Source organism: Bacillus sp. FSL W8-0770, from assembly GCF_038008705.1.
Taxonomy (GTDB): Bacteria; Bacillota; Bacilli; order Bacillales; family Bacillaceae_G; genus Bacillus_A; species Bacillus_A cereus.
Map to the genome: position 1 here is coordinate 843710 of NZ_JBBOZR010000001.1, position 20986 is coordinate 864695.

Consider the following 20986-nt stretch of genomic DNA (forward strand, 5'->3'; position numbering starts at 1 on the left):
GAAGTGTTTAAGGGCAGTTCAATTAAAGGGGAGATTGGATTATGGAATTATTAAAATCTCAATTATTTGCTTTAGAGTATATTTCAAAATATGCAGAGAACGAAAAACGTGGGGCTAAAGCAACGATTAATCATATACTTAAAATGTCTAATATTACAGATGAAATATTTGAAGAAGCTGTCGCTAATTTAAAATCTCATGCAAGGATTGCTTTACACTTTCATCCAGACAGACTAGATTCGAATATGAAAAGTGTTGCTGAAGCATTGTTTGAGCAAGGAGTATATAAAAGTCAGTTTGAAACATTGCTATCTAATGGAAGCGTATCTGCTTACCCTGGTGGTGAACGTGACCTTTGGGAAAAGAGAATATTTGGAGGAGCATATCAATTAGAAGGCGTAACAAATGATCAACGGCCAAAATATGGAGCGCTAAATTTAATGTTACATCCAGATGGGCCGGCTCCGCGTTTTGGTTCATGTTATTTTCTCTTATCTCCAAAAGTTTCTTCGCGCTCTACATATACGTATTTAGATTCACATCAAGATCCGAAAGAAAAGGGGACTTATGAGGAGTTTGATATGATTTTAGCTGCTCTTTTGGAAGAGACATTTGTAAGAGATTTTGCAATTGGTGAAGGAAATTTGACTCCAACAATATTAATTAATCATTTACTAGCTAACCTGAAAAGGCCGTTTATAGATTTAGTAAGCAAAGAGCCAGCCCGTAATCTTAATCATTATATCGAAGCGCAAATTCATGGAGAGATTTCTCTTAAAGAAGACGTAGAGGTGCTTGTTGCAGATCCTTCATTTAAGGGTACGGATGTAGGAAGAGTTTTAGAAGAAATTTGCCTGAAGTATGCGATTGATTTGTATTGGCACATCGGTTTTGTACTTATGGTAGACGAAGTTCCGATGGATTTTAGAGGTTCAAAAATGCCATCTTTAGCAAGACGCATTGCACGGAATCATTGCATCGATGCAAATATAATTGGCTCTGCTGTAGTGGATTTGAAACGCAATCCATTATCTTGGAGTGATCGTGGAACTTATGAAGAAGTGCTTCAGGAATTAAAATTATTATGGCATGTTTTAGTTCGATTTGGAAAACCAAATCGGAAGTAGAACGAAATACTCCGTTTTTCGGAAGTATTTATATAGAAAAGAAGCTGATTTAAAAATAGATCAGCTTCTTTTTATAAGATTAAACTAAGTTTAATACAGTTACTTTTTCACGTGTCATAGACTCAAGGCTCTTACGAATACCTTGTGCGCCCATACCTGAACCTTTTACACCGATGAATGGGAAGTGGTCAGGGCCGCGCTCTGTGCGTCCGTTAATTTGTACAGAACCAGTTTCGATTTTGTTAGCAATTGCAAATGCTTTGTTAATGTCTTTAGTGAAGACACTTGCTTGCAGACCGAACTCTGATTTGTTAGCAATTTCAATTGCTTGTTCATCTGAAGAAACACGGATGATTGGAAGGATTGGGCCAAATGGCTCTTCCCAAGCAACTTTCATCTCTTCTGTTACGTGATCGATTAATGTTGGGTAAATTAAGTTACGCTCACGTTTGTTACCGATAACGATTGTAGCACCTTTTTCTACAGCGTCGTCAACTAAACCTTGAACGAAGTCAGCAGACTTGTCGTCAATTAATGGAACGATTGTGCTGTCTTGTTCTGGAGATCCAACTGATAGTTCAGCTACTTGCGCTTTTAATAAGCTAACAAGCTCGTCTGCTACGTTTTCGTGTACAAGTACACGTTTAATAGCTGTACAACGTTGACCAGAGTAAGAGAATGCACCGCTTACGATATGGTTTGCAGCATCTTGTAAGTCAGCATCTTCACGAACGATACCAGGGTCTTTCCCGCCAAGTTCTAATACAAGTGGAATCATTGTAGCTTTTTTCGCTAAATGTTTACCTGTGTTTGTACCACCTGTGAACGATACCATATTGATGCCTTCGTGTTCTACTAAGTAGTCACCAATTACAGAACCGCGTCCTGTAGCTACGTTTACAAGACCTTTTGGAAGGCCAGCTTTATGTAGTGCTTCAACCATTTTGATACCGCTAATTGCACCTTGAGTTGCTGGTTTGAAAATAACAGCGTTACCCATAATTAATGCTGGTGCAAGTTTTGCAGCAGATAAGTTTACTGGGTAGTTAAACGGTGCGATTGCTAATACAACACCAAGTGGTGCGCGTTGGATGATCGCAAGTTTAGATTTTGTACCGCCCGGGAAGCTATCGCCCATCATGCTTTCTCCGTGCATATGTAAAGCTTCTTCGATAGTGTAACGAATGAAGTCAGCTGTACGAACAACTTCTTTCTTCGCATCTTTATATCCTTTACCGACTTCTTTCATAATGATATCGGCAATTTCATCCTGCATATTTACGAGCTCATCAGCCCATTTATATAAATATTTTGCGCGATCTTGTAGAGAAGCTTCTGCCCATGATTTTTGAGCTTCTTTTGCAGATGCAATTGCTTCATCCACTTCTCCGCGAGTAATTGCTTGTACTTGTCCAATTACTTCGTGTAAGTATGGAGATGGAATTTCGATTGTTTCTCCTGAAGAGCTTTCTCTCCATTCTCCGTTTAAATAAAATTTGTACGTATTGCTAGTTGTCATGATTAGTCCTCCTAAAATAGCAACTTGTAAGAGTGAGTATAAGGTGATTGTAGGGGGTTTGATAACATTTTTCAAATGAAATGTTTGTGAAAACGATTTCTTATTCTTTTTTTATTTTGTATGCCCTTTCTTACAGAACATTCCCTTATTTCAAAATGGTGTATCATATATTTTTATTTGAAGTGTGAAAAAATAATTGACAGAATACTCAATAAAGTTGTAAGATTATAAATGGAAAATAAATGAAGGGGGTGTGCGTAATGATTGTAATCGTAAATGTAATGAGCTTAGCTCTGTTAAATGGCAGAAAACATTCATATCATTACGCAACCCGTACGGATATATAGGGCATCTTTGTCTTATAAAAAGCGTACGTTGCGTATATCGTAACGTACGCTTTTTATGCATTCCTGTGCATATCGTCAAGCGGCGGTATGCTTTTTTTTGTTTATTTTCGCTTGTTTAGTTCCGATAAAAAACTTTGGAAGGTGGAAAAATGTGATGAGATTGTATGGGTTACGAAATGTAAATGTGATGGGTCTGGATAGTGGATAAAGAAATGAGAGGTAAACGAGAACGAGAAGGGAGAGGTTACATTGTTATCAGTATTACTAAAGTTAAAATGGTTTTTTAGGGAGCACTGGAAGAGATATAGTATTGCCATTGGAGCTCTTTTAATTGTGAATATAGTTGAAGTTATTCCCCCGAAAGTGTTAGGGGTTACGATAGATAATATAAAAACAGGAACGTTATCGAACGAAGCAATTATGCAATCTATTCTTATTTTAATAGGGGTTACAATCGTTGGGTATGGTCTTACTTTCGTATGGCAACATCAATTGTTTGGAGGTGCATTTGTACTTGAGAAAACGATGCGCTCTAAATTTATGGGGCATTTACTTAAGATGACGCCGACTTTTTATCAAAAAAATCGTACTGGCGACTTAATGGCGAGGGCAACGAATGATTTAAAAGCAATCGCTATGACAGCTGGTTTTGGTATATTAACGCTTGTGGATTCTAGTTTATACATGCTTACGATCGTTTTTATGATGGGATTTACAATTAGTTGGGAGCTTACATTTGCAGCGCTTATTCCGCTTCCAATTATGGCGTATGCGATGAATATATATGGAAAGAAATTGCATGAAAGATTTACCGTTGCGCAAGATGCGTTTGGTGATATGAACGATAAAGTGCTTGAATCAATCGCTGGTGTGCGTGTTATTCGTGCATACGTACAAGAGAATGCAGACGAGGAAAGATTTCATCACTTAGGAGATGACGTCTACGAAAAAAATATGAAAGTAGCGAGAATTGACGCATTATTCCAACCAACTGTGAAAATGCTTGTTGGCCTTAGTTATTTAATCGGTTTAGTGTACGGGGCATATCTTGTATTTCAATCAAAGGTAACACTTGGTGAACTTGTTTCATTTAACGTGTATTTAGGGATGATGATTTGGCCGATGTTTGCAATTGGTGAATTAATTAATGTTATGCAAAGAGGAAATGCTTCGCTTGACCGTGTGAATGAAACGTTAGCGTATGAACCAGATGTAAAGGATCCGAAACATCCAAAGCTTGTGCAAGAGCCGGATTATATTCAGTTTGATGACGTTACCTTTTCATATCCTTCATCAACTGAAACAAATTTAAAAAAGGTTTCGTTTACCTTAAAACAAGGGGAGACGCTTGGGGTTGTCGGAAAAACAGGAAGCGGGAAAACGACGCTCGTACGTCAGCTTCTTCGTCAATATCCACTTGGAGATGGAGATATTGCAGTTTCTGATGTGACATTAGATAAAATGACGAATGAAAATGTACTCGGCTGGATTGGTTATGTACCGCAGGAGCATATTTTGTTCTCAAAAACAGCGCGAGAAAATATTTTATTCGGAAATAGGGAAGCGACTGAAGAAGAACTAGAGAAAGCAATTGAAATTGCTGCGTTTAAAAAGGATTTAGAGTTTTTACCAGAAGGGTTAGAAACGCTCGTTGGAGAGAAAGGTGTTTCTTTATCAGGAGGGCAAAAACAAAGGATCTCGATTGCAAGAGCTGTTATTCAAAATCCAGAAATTTTAATTTTGGACGATTCTTTATCAGCTGTAGATGCTCGTACGGAAGCAGCGATCATTGAAAATATAAGAACGGAAAGAAGCGGAAAGACGACGATTATTACGACGCATCGTTTATCTGCAGTGCAACATGCGGATTGGATTCTCGTTATGGATGAAGGCGCAGTTATAGAAGAAGGTACGCATGCTCAGCTTATCCAGAGCGGAGGCTGGTATGCTGAACAGTTTGAAAGACAACAAGGTGAAAGTGAAAGTGCGGATAGTGGGGTGAAAATATGAGCGTTTCAAAACGATTGTTTCAATACGCGATGAAAGTGAAAGGGACGATTTTTGCTGCGATGTTAATGTTATTTATTTTCGTCATCGCAGAGCTTGCTGGTCCTTTCGTCGCTAAAACGATGATTGACGATCATATCGTCGGGATAGAGAAACCTTGGTATGAAACAGTACAGAGTGAAGATGCTGTTTCGTATAATGGGGCTTTTTATAAGCGAAGTGATCGCTTTGAACAAGGCGAGAAAAAAGGAAAAGAAGTACGCGTGATGCAAGTCGGTTTTCAATATTATTTTGTACCGAATAAAGTAAATGTAGAAGGATCACGTACTGTAAAAGGGGATATGATTACCGTTCAAAATGGTAAGGCGGTGCAAGTTTATAAAGCGAAAGCATTAACAAAGGAAGAAGTATTTGCATTTTATAAGCCAGAAATAAACCGTCTATTATTACTTGGTGGTGGCTATTTTGCTTTATTAGTAGTCGTATCATTATTTGCATACGGAAAGCAGTTCTTCTTGCAAAAGGCAGCGAACAAAATTATTCAAATTATGAGGGAAGATGTTTTTTCTCATATTCAAACGTTGCCAATTCGGTACTTTGATCATTTACCGGCGGGGAAAATTGTTTCGCGTGTGACGAATGATACAGAGGCCATTCGTGATTTATATGTAACGGTGTTGGCAACATTCGTTTCTAGTATCATCTATATTATTGGGATATTTGCTGCGCTATTTTTATTAGATGTGAAGCTCGCTTCATTATGTTTATTAATTATCCCAATTTTAATTGTTTGGGCGATTCTTTATAGAAAATACGCGTCTGTATACAATCATAAAATGCGCTCTCGTTTATCTGATATTAACGGAACAGTAAATGAATCCATTCAAGGGATGCCAATTATTCAAGCGTTCCGTCAAGAGCGTGAAACGAAAAAAGAGTTTGAAGAATTAAATGGCGATTATTTTAAGTATCAAAATAAAATTTTGAATTTAAATGCAGCAACTTCTCATAATTTAGTATCCGTATTAAGAAATATCGCTTTCACAGGTGTGATTTGGTATTTCGGTGGCGCTTCATTAAGTGCTACAGGCGTCATTTCTCTAGGGATACTGTATGCGTTCGTTGATTATTTAACACGATTGTTCTCACCGATTACAAATATGGTGAATCAGCTTGCTAACTTAGAACAATCGCGTGTTGCATCAGAGCGTGTTTTTGAATTGTTAGAGGAAAAAGGAGAAGCAGTAGAAGAAGAGCGTATGCCTCGCTTACAAGGAAATGTGAAGTTTGATAATGTATCGTTTTCTTATAATGGGAAAGATGAAGTGTTAAAAAATATTTCTTTTGAAGCGAAACAAGGGGAGACCGTGGCACTTGTCGGTCATACTGGATCAGGAAAAAGTTCTATTATGAACGTACTCTTTCAGTTTTACGAGTTTGAAAAAGGAAAGCTTACGATTGATGGTCATGATGTAAAAGAGATGCCGAAACAAGCAACTCGTGAACATATGGGAATTGTACTGCAAGATCCGTTTTTATTTAGCGGAACAGTAGCATCTAATGTAAGTTTAGAAAATGAAAAAATTTCAAAAGAGCGCATCGTAAAAGCATTGCGTGATGTTGGTGCTGAAAGATTTGCGAACAATATAAATGAAGAAATTACAGAAAAGGGAAGTACGCTTTCCACTGGAGAACGTCAGCTTATATCGTTTGCTAGGGCGCTCGCTTTTGACCCAGCCATTTTAATTTTAGATGAAGCGACATCTAGTATCGATACAGAAACAGAGGCGATGATTCAACAAGCACTAGAAGTTGTAAAAAAAGGAAGAACGACATTTATTATCGCTCACCGCCTTTCAACAATTAAAAGCGCAGATCAAATTATTGTGCTTGATAGAGGAACCATTTTAGAAAAAGGGTCTCATGATGAGCTAATGAAAAAGCGCGGGCGTTATTATGATATGTACAAAACGCAAATGGAAGGGAACCAGAGCGCTTAATAGGTATGGGAGAGAACTTGTGATTTTCACAAGTTCTTTTTTTAGTGAATCAGGGCATTTAAATAAGAAGTATTATTTTACCTTTCGTACAATAAATGCTATATTAAAAAATGTTACTTATTTTTTGTATGTAGCATTATTTTTCCCTTTTGTTTGATTATGAAGAAAAAGGATAAACTAAATAAGAACATTTTCATTGAAAAATTGTTCAAGATTGCATACAATCAATATAGTTTTTAAATTCCTATCAGAATACTTGGAGGATTACTATCATGAAGAAATTATTTTCAGTGCTTGCAGTAACTACATTAGCGATCGGGATTGTAGCCGGCTGCGGTAAAGAAGAGAAAAAAGATACAGCTAGTCAAGACGCGTTACAAAAGATTAAACAAAGCGGTGAACTTGTAATTGGTACAGAAGGTACATATCCACCATTTACGTTCCACGATTCAAGCAATAAATTAACTGGATTTGACGTTGAATTAGCAGAAGAAGTTGCAAAACGTTTAGGTGTAAAACCTGTATTTAAAGAAACACAATGGGATAGCTTACTTGCTGGTTTAGATGCAAAACGTTTCGATATGGTTGCAAACGAAGTTGGTATTCGTGAAGACCGTCAAAAGAAATATGATTTCTCTAAACCGTACGTTTCATCTTCAGCGGCATTAGTTATTGCAAAAGATAAAGATAAGCCTGCTACATTTGCTGATGTAAAAGGTTTAAAAGGAGCACAATCTTTAACGAGTAACTATGCAGATATTGCTAAGAAAAATGGTGCGGAAATTATTGGTGTAGAAGGATTTAGCCAAGCGGCAGAATTATTAGCTTCAGGACGCGTTGATTTTACAATTAATGATAAGTTATCAGTATTAAATTATTTAGAAACGAAAAAAGATGCAAAAATTAAAATTGTAGATACTGAAAAAGAAGCTTCAGAAAGTGGATTCTTATTCCGTAAAGGTAGCACTAAGCTTGTACAAGAAGTAGATAAAGCGTTAGAAGATATGAAAAAAGACGGTACGTATGACAAAATAACGAAAAAATGGTTCGGTGAAAATGTATCTAAGTAGTGCATTAGTTTCAGATCGATTGTCTACTTGGATAGATATTATGCAGACTTCCTTCATGCCTATGCTGAAGGAAGCTGTTTTTACAACAATTCCATTAACGCTTATTACATTTATTATCGGGATTATACTGGCAACGTTAACAGCGCTCGCACGTATTTCAGGTAGTCGTATTTTACAATGGATTGCTCGTATCTATGTATCTATCATTCGCGGAACGCCACTTCTTGTACAATTATTTATTATTTTCTATGGACTTCCAACTCTTAATATTGAAGTTGAGCCATATACAGCAGCAGTTGTTGGATTTTCATTAAATGTCGGTGCATATGCATCTGAAATTATTCGTGCTTCTATCCTTTCCATTCCGAAAGGGCAGTGGGAAGCAGCTTATACAATTGGGATGACATATCCACAAGCATTAAAACGTGTTATTTTACCACAAGCAACGCGCGTATCAATCCCGCCGCTTTCGAATACATTTATTAGCTTAGTGAAAGATACTTCGTTAGCATCGTTAATTTTAGTAACAGAAATGTTCCGAAAAGCGCAGGAAATTGCGGCGATGAACTACGAGTTTTTAATTGTTTATTTTGAAGCAGGTCTTATTTATTGGGTTATTTGTTTCTTATTATCAATCGTACAACAGATGTTAGAAAAGCGTTCAGAACGCTACACATTAAAATAATCCTTTTACAAAAGGAGTTTTTGTTTTTATGATTTCAATTCAGCACTTACAAAAAAGTTTCGGAGATAATACCGTACTAAAGCATATAGATTTAACAGTTGAGAAGGGCGAGGTTGTTGTTATTATTGGGCCGTCTGGATCTGGTAAAACGACATTCTTACGTTGTCTCAATGTATTAGAAACACCAAACGCTGGTAATATTCGTATCGGTAATAAAGAGCTTAACTTCTCTCAAAAAGTAACGAAGAAAGATATTGTTAATCTTCGTACGCAAACAGGTATGGTATTCCAGCACCATAATTTATTCCCGCATTTAACAGCACTTCAAAATGTAATGGAAGGGCTCGTTACAGTGAAAAAGATGGGGAAAGAAGAAGCAAAGAAAAAAGCACACTATTTCCTTGAAAAAGTTGGTTTAGCAGATAAAGTGGATTTATATCCGTTCCAATTATCAGGCGGACAGCAACAGCGCGTTGGAATTGCGCGCGCGCTTGCGATGGAGCCGGAAGTGTTACTATTTGATGAGCCGACGTCAGCGCTTGATCCTGAACTCGTTCAAGAAGTTCTGAAAGTAATGAAAGAACTTGCTAAAGAAGGCATGACGATGGTTATTGTAACGCACGAAATGCGTTTTGCACATCAAATTGCGAACCGTGTTATTTTCATGGATGGTGGTGTCGTTGTCGAACAAGGTACACCAGAAGAAGTATTTACAAATCCAAAAGAAGAACGTACGAAGAAGTTTTTACAAATGTTGCAATAAATTAAGGAAGGTCTCAAGGCATATGCCTTGAGACCTTTTTGCCATATATATTTATTTGTGGAATCCGCCAAGGCTTTGCTCAGCCATTGCAACTAGACGTTTTGTGATTTCTCCACCAACTGAACCGTTAGCGCGAGCCGTAGAATCTGCTCCTAATTGTACACCAAATTCTTGAGCGATTTCGTACTTCATTTGATCGATTGCAGCTGTTGCACCTGGTACTACTAATTGATTTGAAGAATTTTGGTTTGCCATAGGAATATATCCTCCTTAGAGTTATAAAAGTTTTTTTGGTTGGACTAGCTGGAGTTGAACCAGATTATCGCCCCGATTGGCGCTAATCCATCGGTAATTAAGTTTGTACTCATAGTATGGATGTTACCTAGAAAGATATACAAAATAATAATTTGTAAATTTTGTAAAAAAAACTTATTGATTTCGTAAATTATGAAATAAGAGTAATCGTTGTATTTTTAAGAAAACAGGCCAAACTAAGGAGGATATTAAATATAATTTTCTCATTGTAGCCTGCTACTTGTAGGCTAATTATTAGCTTCTTATATAGGATTCATTGAAATAAAAATGAGATCGGTAGCAACTTTATAGTTCTATTTTTAAGTAGAGATGGAGTGACCGCGGATAGGTGGTGCTCTCTTCACTCTAAAAAAGAGAGGCTTTAAACGATAACGTATGGAGGAATCATGATGGGAATTTGCCCGCTTTGCAACGCATTAGAATCACAAACATATTCTTGTCAAAATTGCCAAAGTATACTCCAAGATTATGGGAAGTCTGTAGATTATATAGACGATTATAGTGCCTATATGGATCAAGAATTATTAAGTGCAGTAGATGGTTTAACGCATAATAATTCAAATGAATATTGCAAACATATTTTTTATTGCGGAGTATGTAATGTGGAAACTGAGGTTGTAGTAAAACTTGTGTAAATAGAAAACTTCCACCTTATTATCTAGGTGGAAGTTTTTGTTTTTGCATTTGTGAGTGAATCATAGGAGAAGGGATACATTCGGTGTTTGATGAAGTCCCGGATTTTATTTGGGACATTTTTTCTTTTGTATCACGTAAAGAATGTTCAGTTAAGTAGATGGCATATTCGTAAAATAACTGGCGTGTCAGTTCACTTTGTTCTTTTAATTTGGCATCTTGGAATACAGTTCGCCCAGGTTTAGAGTTGGCTTCAAATAACCACGGATTTTCCTTTGTGTCTAAACCGATATCGAAACCAATCTCACCGATGTTTCCAGTTACTTGCTCGTCGAGTGCATAACTTATTTGCAGAGCTGTTTGTTTTAATTTATTTTCAATTTGAACTTGCTTCGTTGAATCTGGAAAAAGCTCTTGTAGCAATTTTGTATTACCGCCGCTATTTACATGCGTTGTTAAACTGCCTTTGCCGGCGATTTTGGCGACGATTGCACTAACTATCCAATTACCGAAATGATTTTTATTTGTATGAATGCGGAAATCAACAGGTTGACCATCAAAGCGAAGTAACGAAATACCTTGCTGTACGATAAACTTTTTTAAATCATGCCCTTTTAATACGTGGTTTAGAAGAGTTTCTAATGATTGATACTTTCTCAGTTTGTTTTCTTCATTTTCGCGATAACGACAGTAGTAGCAATTTTCTGTTTGAGAATAAAATATTTGATGAATATTTCTACCAAAGCTCCCGTGTATTGGTTTCATGTACACTGATTTATATGTGCCAAGAAACCGTTCTACTTGTTCGAAATGCTGAAATGCTTCTGTATTTGGTAATAAGGGTTTAATTGATTCGTCTTTCATAAGAAGTTGATGAACTTCCCATTTATTGAAAAACCCTGGGTTAAACCATGGAATGGAGTAGTCTTGTTCTAATTTTCTTTTTGCTCTGACAATTGGTTTGTAATTTTCCGCTTGTCGATTCGGTAGTCGATCGTAAATGACGTTTGGTAAAGGAACCTTTTTCTTTATCCATTGTTTCTCTCGAAAGAAATATCCTTCAATTGTTTCTTCTTCCCAGTTTATATGTTGAACGCCAAAGACGAATACGAACGGTCGTAATGAGAATGGTGGTGTTAACAACTCACTGAGAGCAATTGAACGATTTCCTAAAGGATTAGAAGAATCATCGTTAAAGCCAGTTGTGAAAATGCCGATTAATGGTCCGAAAATAATTGTTTGGTTTTGTGTGAATGCATGAATAGTAGTTGATTGAGGTAGTAAAAGTTTATCGGCAATATGTTTTCCGATAATAATTTCGCGAGTAAAGGAATAATGAATTTTTACTTCTTCACTTGCTATATGACGTATGCCGAAGGAGAGGGATGTAATAGGTGGCGTAATAGAAAAAACGTAAGGTAAAGTAATACTATTTGGATGTTCATCTGAAATGTTTAATGTATATATATGTTCTTTCAAAATAGGTTTACCTCCTTTCATTATGGTGTAAAGCGACTGAATTTAAGTGGTCCGTGAAATATCTTTTCAGCTAATGAATCACTATGACGAATGTATTGTTCGTAAGGAGGGATCGTGTTGACATACATAAGCCAGATTGCACCTTTTTGATCCATAATTGTGGAAAGTTCTAGTTCAAATAATGAAGAATAAGACTGATCTAGTGTTTGGAATACTTCATTTATAATGTCGTGTAAAGCGTCGTGTAATAGTTGCACACCTGTACTAGATAGTACGTATTTAATTTTTGAAAATGAATGCAATGAATCATCGTCCGTTGCGGAGGGTAAAAGTTGATTAGGAAATGAACTTTTTTGTATAAATTGACCGATAACCTTCCAAGTTTGTTCTTTGTTTTTTTGCAAAATGGTTCGAATGTGCAGTGGATATGTTAATTGATTTGGTGGTTGTAGCATAGTGTGCGCTATGTAACGTGATGAACGTATGTTAGATTTACACCAAGATATAAATTCGTCTGTGCGTTTGATTGGAAGAGAAGTATGGTATTTTTCATTTACTGTATCGATCTGAAACGTTTTATTTTTGTAAGCAATTCGATATAAGTTATCTTTAGAATGTATATTAGTGGGGCGTATAATAATATCTTTAGTTTTTAACAACAGTTTGAAAATGTTTTGTATCGTCGCAATTTCAAATTTTGGTATATAAGGAGACAGTTTTTTATTAGTGAGAAATAAATCATGTAGTTCACTTGAATTAATAAGTGTGTTATTTAAAAAGGTAGTGGAAGGACGATTGTGCAAAGAGTGAATAATTGATTTTGCTTTTTCAAAGTCTGTTTCCTCGTGAAAAGAATAACGATCATATATATAAGAAGGAATAGGGAATGTTTGCTTTTTCCATTTTCCTGTATCTGTATCGTAAATAAGACCAGAAACAAGGTCTGTTTTAGGATCAATACAAAATGGCGTAAACTGGGCAACGACATTATGATAAAGCCGAGCGCGTTTAGCGATTTCGGTGTAATACGTTTGCTCATAATGAAGTTTAGAAGTTAAAAGGCCGAGAACCAACGAAATCACTCCTTTACTACTATTTGCATAATAGGCGAAGCTATATATTGCAAATACGTTTTTATACCATTATACTTTTGTCCGTATGATGATATGCTATAGTTTTGGAGAAGTGAAAGGTTGATTGTAATGAATATATGGTTAAATATGTTAACGACGACAGGACTCGGAGCAATTATTGGAGGATATACGAATCATTTAGCGATAAAAATGTTATTTCGTCCTCATCGTCCTATTTATATCGGAAAGTTTCAAGTTCCATTTACACCAGGGTTAATTCCGAAGCGGCGTGATGAACTTGCTGTTCAATTAGGAAAAATGGTTGTAGAACATTTGTTAACACCAGAAGGAATCGGAAAAAAGCTAACAAATGAAGAGTTTCAAAAAGGTTTAATTCACTGGGCGCAAGTGGAAGTGGATAAAGTAATTACGAATGAACAATCACTGCGATATATGTTAGAAAAATGGAATGTAGCACATGTAGAAGAAGAAGCAACTCGAAAAATCGAACATGTGATTACAGAAAAAATTCATGCATTTTTAGCAGAGTATTATACATATACATGGGAACAGGCTTTACCTCATTCTGTACATGAAAAGATAGAGAATGCGATTCCGAATGCCTCGGCGTTTATTTTAGAGCGAGGAATTAGCTTTTTTGAAAGTGAAGAAGGGAAAGCGCGTCTTTCAAAAATGATTGATGATTTCTTTGCTTCTCGTGGAACGCTACTTAACTTAGTTGGGATGTTTTTAGGAAATGTAAGTGTTGTGGATCGTGTGCAGCCAGAAGTTATTAAGTTTTTAGGGCAAGATGCTACAAAGCAGCTTTTAACTGACGTACTGCAAAAAGAGTGGGAAAAGTTAAAAGGAAGAGATGTAAAAGAATTAGAAGCATTTGTAGAGAAAGAAATGATTGTAAGCTCCGTGCTGTCAGCAGTTAAAGTAGAGGAAACAGTGAGTAAGTTTTTAAATCAATCTGTTCAGCAAGTATGTGAACCAGTTCGAGAAACAATTATTGAAAAAGTGGTTCCAAGTGCAGTAACGAAAGGCTTAAAGTGGGGAACAGAAAACGTAGAGAGTATACTAAACAATCTACACCTTGCGGAAATTGTCCAGCAAGAAGTGTCTACATTCTCAACAGAAAGATTAGAAGACTTAGTTCTGTCTATTACGAAAAACGAATTAAAAATGATTACGTATTTAGGAGCGTTATTAGGCGGAATGATCGGGCTCGTACAAGGATTGTTACTATTGTTTCTTAGATAATAAGGTGAGTACATAGAAATAAAAGTGAAATTTCTTCACATCTCTTGCATAGTTTGATATGGTAAGAAGAGGTGCGTATGTAAATGCACTGAAAAGGCAGTGCGTATGAAAAGCGCTAGCCTTCTAAAGGAGGAAAAATAAAATGACAAAGAACATTCATGATGTTGCATATGAATTACAAAAAGCAATCGCTGAAAACGATGACTTCAAAACTTTAAAAGAGAGCTACGCAGCAGTTCAAGCTGACACAGCTTCAAAGAACTTATTCGATGAGTTCCGTACAATGCAACTTAGCCTACAACAAAAAATGATGCAAGGCCAAGAAATCACTGAAGAAGACAACCAACAAGCACAAGAAGTTGTAGCTCGCATTCAACAAGATGCTAAAATTACAAAATTAATGGAAACTGAGCAACGCCTAAACGTTGTAATCGGTGACGTTAACAAAATTATCATGAAGCCACTTGAAGAATTATATAGCGCGCAACAACAAGCGTAATAGTGGAAGACGCTCCTAGTTTAGGAGCGTCTTTTTTGTTTAGGGAATTTAATAGTTATATCACAAAAACTCCCTTTCAAAATAGCCATTTCTTATTGATTATTTTGAAAGGGATATGTAACACATCGGTTAATTTTTTTTATTGCTGTTAATTGAAGTTTTAATATTTTTTTCGTTCAAAAACTTTTCAATCTCTTTTTGTTTCCTCCCATTTATTTTCTCAAAGCGCTTTGTAAAAGAAAAATTGGCCTTGAATAAGTTACCATCTTGGGCGAGTTTGTCTAATTCTTGATCTAGCTCTACTGAAAGTGCTGTAGACGATGAAATAAATTCATATATTTCTTTTGAAGGCTTTTTGTAATCATCAGGGATTGTATTGTTACTAATAAAATTATGGAAGTTTGCATCATTTTGCTTCGCTAACTCTATTAGTTTTTGTAATTTTTCTCGGTCAGATTCAGTGAAATTCTTATCAGAATTTGTTGAAGCGAGAGGAATTATATTTTCAGCTAACTCCCAACTATAATCTATATAATTTTTTATATTTTGTCTCATTTCGTCTTCACTAATATTTTCGTTTTCCTTTGAGGAACTAAATATATTTTCTGGAACTTTAATAGCAACATCTTTAATAGATTGTACATCGTTTTCTTCCTTAGGTTGTGCACTGTTTGAACAAGCTGATAGAAATAAAATTGTAAGTAACATGAGTGGATATAAAATATATTTTTTCATAGTAATCTCCTTTTACATTCATTAGAATCTTTGTAAAATAGCTACATTCCATTTCAAATACTTAACTAAAGCTACGTATAGATGTTTTATTATTTGATAACATATGACTGATATTAGTAAGCCGATGCAAAAAGCTATGAATACATTGTAAACATCGGAATAACTGATTTGATGAAACCCTTTAAAGAATCCTAACCCTATTAATAAGATAGGTGAAATAATTAATAACGGTGTAGCAATTATAAGTGCTAGAAGAAGCGGTAATAGAAAGAGTAATACGAAAAAGGCGATAATGATAAATATAAAGTTTAAAAGACTTAAGCTCATAACAGAAAACAGTGCCGTCATAATGTTTTTTAGGCTGCGCCTATTGTCAGCGTTGCTTATTGCATATGAAACGTTAAGTTCTTTAGCGATAGTTTTAGGGTTTCCTAGCTTTTTAGAAATTTCCTCTTCAGATATTCCATCTTGTTTACCACTAATAAAATGAGTTTCGTACTCCGAGATAATATCCTCCTTTTCTGAATTAGGCATATTCCGTAGGGAAGAACTAAGTTGCTCTAAAAATTCACTTTTGTTCATAACAATCACTTTCCTTTATAAAATGATGAATTACAGCTGAGAATCCTATCTTTTTTCTAAACAGCACACACAATCTATATTTACTTTTTGAAAGGCGATATACTAATTGTAAATAACATTCCAAATAATGGTTATTCCATTATTTACAAATATATCATTTGCTATTGTTCTTTGCAAGGTACTATAAATTTGTTAATAATGTGAATAGGTGGAAGTATTTTTGTACATTTTTAGAAGAGATATAAAAATGTTATTTTAAGATAAACAAAAGGTTGTAAGCGCATTCTTTAAATCTTGTCAAAATAATATCGAATTCATATTGTTGGAAAAATAATGCATTTGTAATATAATGATAAATGATACTTCACCACATTAATTAACTAGGTGAAGTTAAAATCTTTATTACACACATTATGAAATAAAGGGTGATTAGTTTTGAGTACAGGTGTAAAAGCAAACGACGTGAAGACAAAAACAAAAGGAGCAGATCTTGTTGTTGATTGTTTAATTAAACAAGGTGTTACACATGTTTTCGGTATTCCAGGAGCGAAGATTGACTCTGTATTTGATGTACTGCAAGAAAGAGGACCAGAGTTAATTGTTTGTCGTCATGAACAAAACGCAGCATTTATGGCAGCTGCTATTGGTAGATTAACAGGGAAACCGGGCGTATGTCTTGTAACTTCAGGACCAGGGACATCAAATTTAGCGACAGGTCTTGTTACTGCGAATGCGGAGAGTGATCCCGTTGTTGCTTTAGCTGGTGCAGTTCCGCGTACAGATCGATTAAAACGTACGCATCAATCTATGGATAATGCTGCACTATTCGAACCAATCACAAAATATAGCGTAGAAGTAGAGCATCCTGATAATGTGCCAGAAGCACTATCGAATGCATTCCGAAGTGCGATTTCCACAAATCCAGGCGCTACTTTAGTAAGTCTGCCGCAAGACGTTATGACTGCGGAAACGACTGTAGAGTCTATCGGTGCGCTTTCTAAGCCACAGCTTGGAATCGCTCCCACACATGATATTACATATGTAGTAGATAAAATAAAAGCAGCGAAATTACCAGTTATTTTACTCGGTATGAGAGCGAGCACAAATGAAGTGACGAAAGCCGTTCGTAAATTAATTGCGGATACAGAACTTCCTGTCGTTGAAACATATCAAGCGGCTGGTGCCATTTCACGTGAGTTAGAAGATCATTTCTTCGGCCGTGTTGGACTATTCCGTAACCAACCAGGTGATATTTTACTAGAAGAGGCAGATCTTGTTATTTCTATCGGTTATGATCCAATTGAGTATGATCCAAAGTTCTGGAATAAACTTGGAGACAGAACGATTATTCATCTTGATGACCATCAAGCAGATATCGATCATGATTACCAACCAGAGCGTGAATTAATTGGTGATATTGCCTTAACAGTAAATAGCATCGCAGAAAAGTTACCGAAACTTGTGTTAAGTACGAAATCAGAAGCAGTGTTAGAACGATTACGCGCGAAATTATCAGAACAAGCAGAAGTTCCAAATCGTCCTTCAGAAGGTGTTACACATCCGCTTCAAGTGATTCGTACACTTCGTTCTTTAATTAGTGACGACACAACCGTTACATGTGACATCGGTTCCCATTCTATTTGGATGGCGAGATGTTTCCGTTCTTATGAACCACGTAGATTATTATTTAGTAACGGTATGCAGACGTTAGGTGTTGCACTTCCTTGGGCAATTGCTGCTACTTTAGTAGAACCAGGTAAAAAAGTAGTTTCCGTATCAGGTGACGGTGGTTTCTTATTCTCAGCGATGGAGTTAGAAACGGCGGTACGTTTAAATTCTCCAATCGTCCATCTTGTTTGGAGAGACGGCACATATGATATGGTTGCATTCCAACAAATGATGAAATACGGCAGAACATCAGCTACAGAGTTTGGCGATGTTGATCTTGTTAAATATGCGGAAAGTTTCGGGGCGTTAGGTCTTCGTGTTAACACGCCTGATGAATTAGAAGGTGTATTAAAAGAAGCATTAGCAGCAGACGGTCCTGTCATTATTGATATTCCAATCGACTACCGTGATAACATTAAATTAAGCGAAAAATTATTACCAAACCAATTAAACTAATGGAGGCAGATTTGAGATGACTGTTGCGCAATTAATTGATATTGATGCAAAAAAAACGAAAATGAGTAATGAAGTATATCAAACATCTACAATGCTTGCGCTATTAGATGGTGTATATGATGGTGTGATTAGCTTTGAAGATTTGAAAAAACATGGTGATTTCGGCATCGGCACATTTGATCAATTAGACGGTGAAATGATTGCATTTGATAATGGATTTTATCATTTACGTTCAGACGGTTCAGCGGAAAAAGTAGAGCCAGAAGAAACAACGCCATTTGCAACTGTAACGTTTTTTGAAAAAGAAATGAGTTATACGGTAGAGCGTTCGATGAATCGTGAAGAAGTTGAAGCGTTATTACATGAATTAATGCCAAGTAAAAACTTATTTTACGCTATTCGAATGGACGGTACGTTCCGTGAAGTAAGAACGAGAACTGTTCCAAGACAAGAAAAACCGTATACACCACTCGTTGAAGTGACGAAATCGCAACCAATCTTTTCGTTTGAAAATACAGAAGGTACGCTTGCTGGATTTTGGACACCAGATTACGCACAAGGTATTGGGGTAGCTGGATTCCACTTACATTACATTGATGATGAAAGAAGCGGAGGCGGACATGTTTTCGACTATGTTGTAGAAAACTGCACGATCCAAATTTGTCAAAAAGCTCATATGCATTTAGCACTTCCAGAAACAGCAGATTTTATGGCGGCTGAATTATCAAGAGAAAACTTAGAGGATAATATTGCAACTGCGGAAGGTGCGGAGTAAAAGGAGAAGACTGTTCCACTTTGGAACAGTCTTCTTTTATTTGTCGGTAAGTCGATATCGTTTATTTCTTTGAAACAAACGGATGTCCCTCATAATAAAAACGCCACGGATAATGTACAGCTTCTTCTGCATAGTCGATATTAATACGAGGTCCTGCTGTTATTTTATATTGTAATGATATGTGTTCTTCTTTTGGAACTAATTCAATATGTAACGTATCACTTTGTAACGATACACCGCGTTCTTTTAAAGTGATGCCAAGTGCACGGCATAGTTTGCCAGGACCGTTCGTTAAATTTTTGTACTGCGCTTTTGTAATTTCGGTCTTATTGTAGCGCGCTAGTTTTATTTCTTCTATTCCATCTACCGGCTCAAGAGCTCGAATGAGAACACCTTGCGGGGTGCCCACTGGCGCTGTAATAACGTTAAAGCAATGATACATACCGTAAATTAAATATACGTAAGCATGCCCTGGTGCACCAAACATAACTTCTGTGCGATCTGTCCGTCTGCCTCCGTAACTATGTGCGGCCTTATCATCTGGGCCTTTATATGCTTCTACTTCTACAATGATTCCGCTTCGCTTTATTCCGTCTACAATATGAACAAGTTTTTGCCCGAGTAATTTTTTTGCGACTTCTAACGTGTCGCCTTCATAAAAAGAAGGAGGTGCCTGCATTGTACTATCTCCTTTGCTAAGTGTATATGTATATAGTAAACCAAATTTTCAGTAGTAATTCTAACTCGTTCTATTTGCTACATTTATTTCATAAATTATGGATAGAGTACAACAGCGAAGAGGGGGAGTGCGACATGATTTATCGCTTACTAGCTCTTAATATAGATGGGACACTACTATACAACAATGGAAAAATTGCAAAAGGATTACGAGAAACAATTGAATTTGTGAAAAGAAAAGATGTATATGTTACGTTATTTACGAGTCGTAATTTTCAATCCGCTCATAAAGTAGCAAAGGCGTTAAAATTAGATTCTATATTAGTGACACATGGTGGTGCTTTCGTTTCAGCAACGTTAGATAAGCCGTACGTTCAAAGAAGATTATCTGAAGAGAAGACTTTTAATATTGTGCAAGTGTTAGAGCACTTTGATTGTAACGTACGTATTTCTCATGAACGGTTTTCAATCGGAAATCGTGAGAGAAATACACCAAACTTAATTGCGCGCACTGTATTATCAAGTGCAGACCCGTTATTTTATCCAGTTCAATTTGTAGATTCGTTAGGTGATGCGCTTCGTGACCATCCGGTAGCGGCGCCAAAAATTGATGTTATTTTCCAAACGAAAGGTGAAAAAGAAAGAGGACTGAACACATTAAGAAAAGCATTTCAAGATGTAGAGTATGTTGAATGTGATTCAAAACGAATAGAAATTTTACCGCAAAATGTATCAAAGTTACGTGGATTACAATTGCTTGGAGAGCATTTAAATATTTCGCTAAATGAAATGGTTGCGATTGGAGATAGTATGGAAGATTTAGAGATTATTGAAAACGTGGGACTTGGGGTAGCAATGGGGAACTCGCCTGTAGAATTAAAGCAAGCAGCAGATTGGATTACACGTTCAAATAGCGAAAACGGTGTAGAGTATATGATTAAAGAGCATTTCCGTAAGCAATTCCCGCTTCCGTTTTTGAAGAATCATAAAAATACACCGAAACGATGACAGAAAAACGTAGCTTTTTGGCTACGTTTTTTTGTTTATCTTATTAAAAACAGTGAAAGCGTTTTAAAATATGAATTGTGTATGAAATCTATACAATTCACTTGAATCCTTTAGAAAACTAATGTAAAGTGAATGATGTTGCCAAAATAGTTACACCACATGAAATATTCTTCAGATTAATTTTATTGGGCTCCCATACGTAAAAGTATTTCCGCATGACAGTTTAGTTCACGTATTATTTCAAAAATGAATTGTAGCAATCTTATTAAGTAGTTGTAGTGTTTCTTTGTTTTATTTAAAT

The 20986-nt window shown here is 36.2% G+C and carries 19 protein-coding genes; 12 read left to right on the top strand and 7 right to left on the bottom strand.

The window, feature by feature from the left end:
• Nucleotides 1–41: 41 nt before the first annotated feature.
• A complete protein-coding gene (locus NST27_RS04400) occupies nt 42–1127 on the top strand; it encodes a DUF3626 domain-containing protein (RefSeq protein ID WP_000421722.1) in 1086 nt (361 codons plus the stop codon).
• A 79-nt stretch (nt 1128–1206) separates the two neighbouring features.
• Here NST27_RS04400 and gapN read toward each other — a convergent pair whose 3' ends face one another.
• Nucleotides 1207–2646, bottom strand: coding sequence for an NADP-dependent glyceraldehyde-3-phosphate dehydrogenase (gene gapN, locus NST27_RS04405; RefSeq protein ID WP_000213639.1), 1440 nt, complete (start codon nt 2644–2646; stop codon nt 1207–1209).
• 596 nt (nt 2647–3242) lie between these two features.
• On the opposite strand from gapN, the gene NST27_RS04410 reads away from it, so the two are divergent.
• From NST27_RS04410 to NST27_RS04430, 5 genes are all read left to right on the top strand, one after another.
• Nucleotides 3243–5003 carry an ABC transporter ATP-binding protein gene (locus tag NST27_RS04410; RefSeq protein ID WP_000953786.1) on the top strand — a complete coding sequence of 587 codons (1761 nt, stop codon included), beginning with the start codon at nt 3243–3245 and terminating at the stop codon, nt 5001–5003.
• Nucleotides 5000–7000 (top strand): ABC transporter ATP-binding protein, encoded by a 2001-nt coding sequence (locus tag NST27_RS04415; RefSeq protein ID WP_000116658.1) that lies wholly within the window; start codon nt 5000–5002, stop codon nt 6998–7000. The genes NST27_RS04410 and NST27_RS04415 overlap by 4 nt, the downstream gene beginning before the upstream one ends.
• 272 nt (nt 7001–7272) lie before the next feature.
• The gene (locus NST27_RS04420) at nt 7273–8070 is read left to right on the top strand and encodes an amino acid ABC transporter substrate-binding protein (RefSeq protein ID WP_000732844.1); all 798 of its coding nucleotides are present in this window, start codon (nt 7273–7275) and stop codon (nt 8068–8070) included.
• A complete protein-coding gene (locus tag NST27_RS04425; protein WP_000281499.1) occupies nt 8057–8755 on the top strand; it encodes an amino acid ABC transporter permease in 699 nt (232 codons plus the stop codon). The genes NST27_RS04420 and NST27_RS04425 overlap by 14 nt, the downstream gene beginning before the upstream one ends.
• Nucleotides 8756–8783: 28 nt before the next feature.
• Nucleotides 8784–9518, top strand: a complete 735-nt coding sequence (locus NST27_RS04430) for an amino acid ABC transporter ATP-binding protein (RefSeq protein WP_000623608.1) — start codon at nt 8784–8786, stop codon at nt 9516–9518.
• 51 nt (nt 9519–9569) lie between these two features.
• On the opposite strand, the gene sasP is transcribed toward NST27_RS04430, so the two are convergent.
• Nucleotides 9570–9773, bottom strand: coding sequence for a small acid-soluble spore protein, SasP family (gene sasP, locus NST27_RS04435; RefSeq protein ID WP_000013338.1), 204 nt, complete (start codon nt 9771–9773; stop codon nt 9570–9572).
• 449 nt (nt 9774–10222) lie between these two features.
• Between sasP and NST27_RS04440 the strand changes: the two genes are divergently transcribed.
• On the top strand, nt 10223–10468 hold the full coding sequence (locus NST27_RS04440) for a hypothetical protein (protein WP_000510473.1): 246 nt from the start codon (nt 10223–10225) through the stop codon (nt 10466–10468).
• A gap of 19 nt (nt 10469–10487) precedes the next feature.
• On the opposite strand, the gene NST27_RS04445 is transcribed toward NST27_RS04440, so the two are convergent.
• The gene (locus NST27_RS04445) at nt 10488–11945 is read right to left on the bottom strand and encodes a YheC/YheD family endospore coat-associated protein (RefSeq protein WP_000658092.1); all 1458 of its coding nucleotides are present in this window, start codon (nt 11943–11945) and stop codon (nt 10488–10490) included.
• Between the two features lie 20 nt (nt 11946–11965).
• On the bottom strand, nt 11966–13018 hold the full coding sequence (locus NST27_RS04450) for a YheC/YheD family endospore coat-associated protein (RefSeq protein ID WP_000242810.1): 1053 nt from the start codon (nt 13016–13018) through the stop codon (nt 11966–11968).
• A gap of 129 nt (nt 13019–13147) precedes the next feature.
• Here NST27_RS04450 and NST27_RS04455 point away from each other — a divergent pair, with 129 nt between their 5' ends.
• Nucleotides 13148–14284: a DUF445 domain-containing protein gene (locus tag NST27_RS04455; RefSeq protein WP_001985918.1), complete on the top strand. Its 1137-nt coding sequence runs from the start codon at nt 13148–13150 to the stop codon at nt 14282–14284.
• 142 nt (nt 14285–14426) lie between these two features.
• Nucleotides 14427–14783 carry a YlbF/YmcA family competence regulator gene (locus NST27_RS04460; protein ID WP_000164610.1) on the top strand — a complete coding sequence of 119 codons (357 nt, stop codon included), beginning with the start codon at nt 14427–14429 and terminating at the stop codon, nt 14781–14783.
• A gap of 129 nt (nt 14784–14912) precedes the next feature.
• Here the strand turns inward: NST27_RS04460 and NST27_RS04465 are convergent, their stop codons facing one another.
• Together NST27_RS04465 and NST27_RS04470 are read right to left on the bottom strand one after the other, a co-directional pair.
• A complete protein-coding gene (locus tag NST27_RS04465) occupies nt 14913–15518 on the bottom strand; it encodes an NDxxF motif lipoprotein (RefSeq protein ID WP_047385669.1) in 606 nt (201 codons plus the stop codon).
• Between the two features lie 21 nt (nt 15519–15539).
• On the bottom strand, nt 15540–16100 hold the full coding sequence (locus NST27_RS04470; RefSeq protein ID WP_001042972.1) for an HAAS signaling domain-containing protein: 561 nt from the start codon (nt 16098–16100) through the stop codon (nt 15540–15542).
• 435 nt (nt 16101–16535) lie between these two features.
• Here NST27_RS04470 and alsS point away from each other — a divergent pair, with 435 nt between their 5' ends.
• The gene (gene alsS, locus NST27_RS04475; RefSeq protein WP_000103499.1) at nt 16536–18224 is read left to right on the top strand and encodes an acetolactate synthase AlsS; all 1689 of its coding nucleotides are present in this window, start codon (nt 16536–16538) and stop codon (nt 18222–18224) included.
• A gap of 16 nt (nt 18225–18240) precedes the next feature.
• On the top strand, nt 18241–18999 hold the full coding sequence (alsD, locus tag NST27_RS04480; protein WP_000215012.1) for an alpha-acetolactate decarboxylase: 759 nt from the start codon (nt 18241–18243) through the stop codon (nt 18997–18999).
• A gap of 61 nt (nt 19000–19060) precedes the next feature.
• On the opposite strand, the gene NST27_RS04485 is transcribed toward alsD, so the two are convergent.
• Nucleotides 19061–19678: a DNA-3-methyladenine glycosylase gene (locus tag NST27_RS04485; protein WP_001148796.1), complete on the bottom strand. Its 618-nt coding sequence runs from the start codon at nt 19676–19678 to the stop codon at nt 19061–19063.
• A gap of 134 nt (nt 19679–19812) precedes the next feature.
• On the opposite strand from NST27_RS04485, the gene NST27_RS04490 reads away from it, so the two are divergent.
• A complete protein-coding gene (locus NST27_RS04490; RefSeq protein WP_000640417.1) occupies nt 19813–20685 on the top strand; it encodes a Cof-type HAD-IIB family hydrolase in 873 nt (290 codons plus the stop codon).
• The last annotated feature ends 301 nt before the right edge of the window (nt 20686–20986 follow it).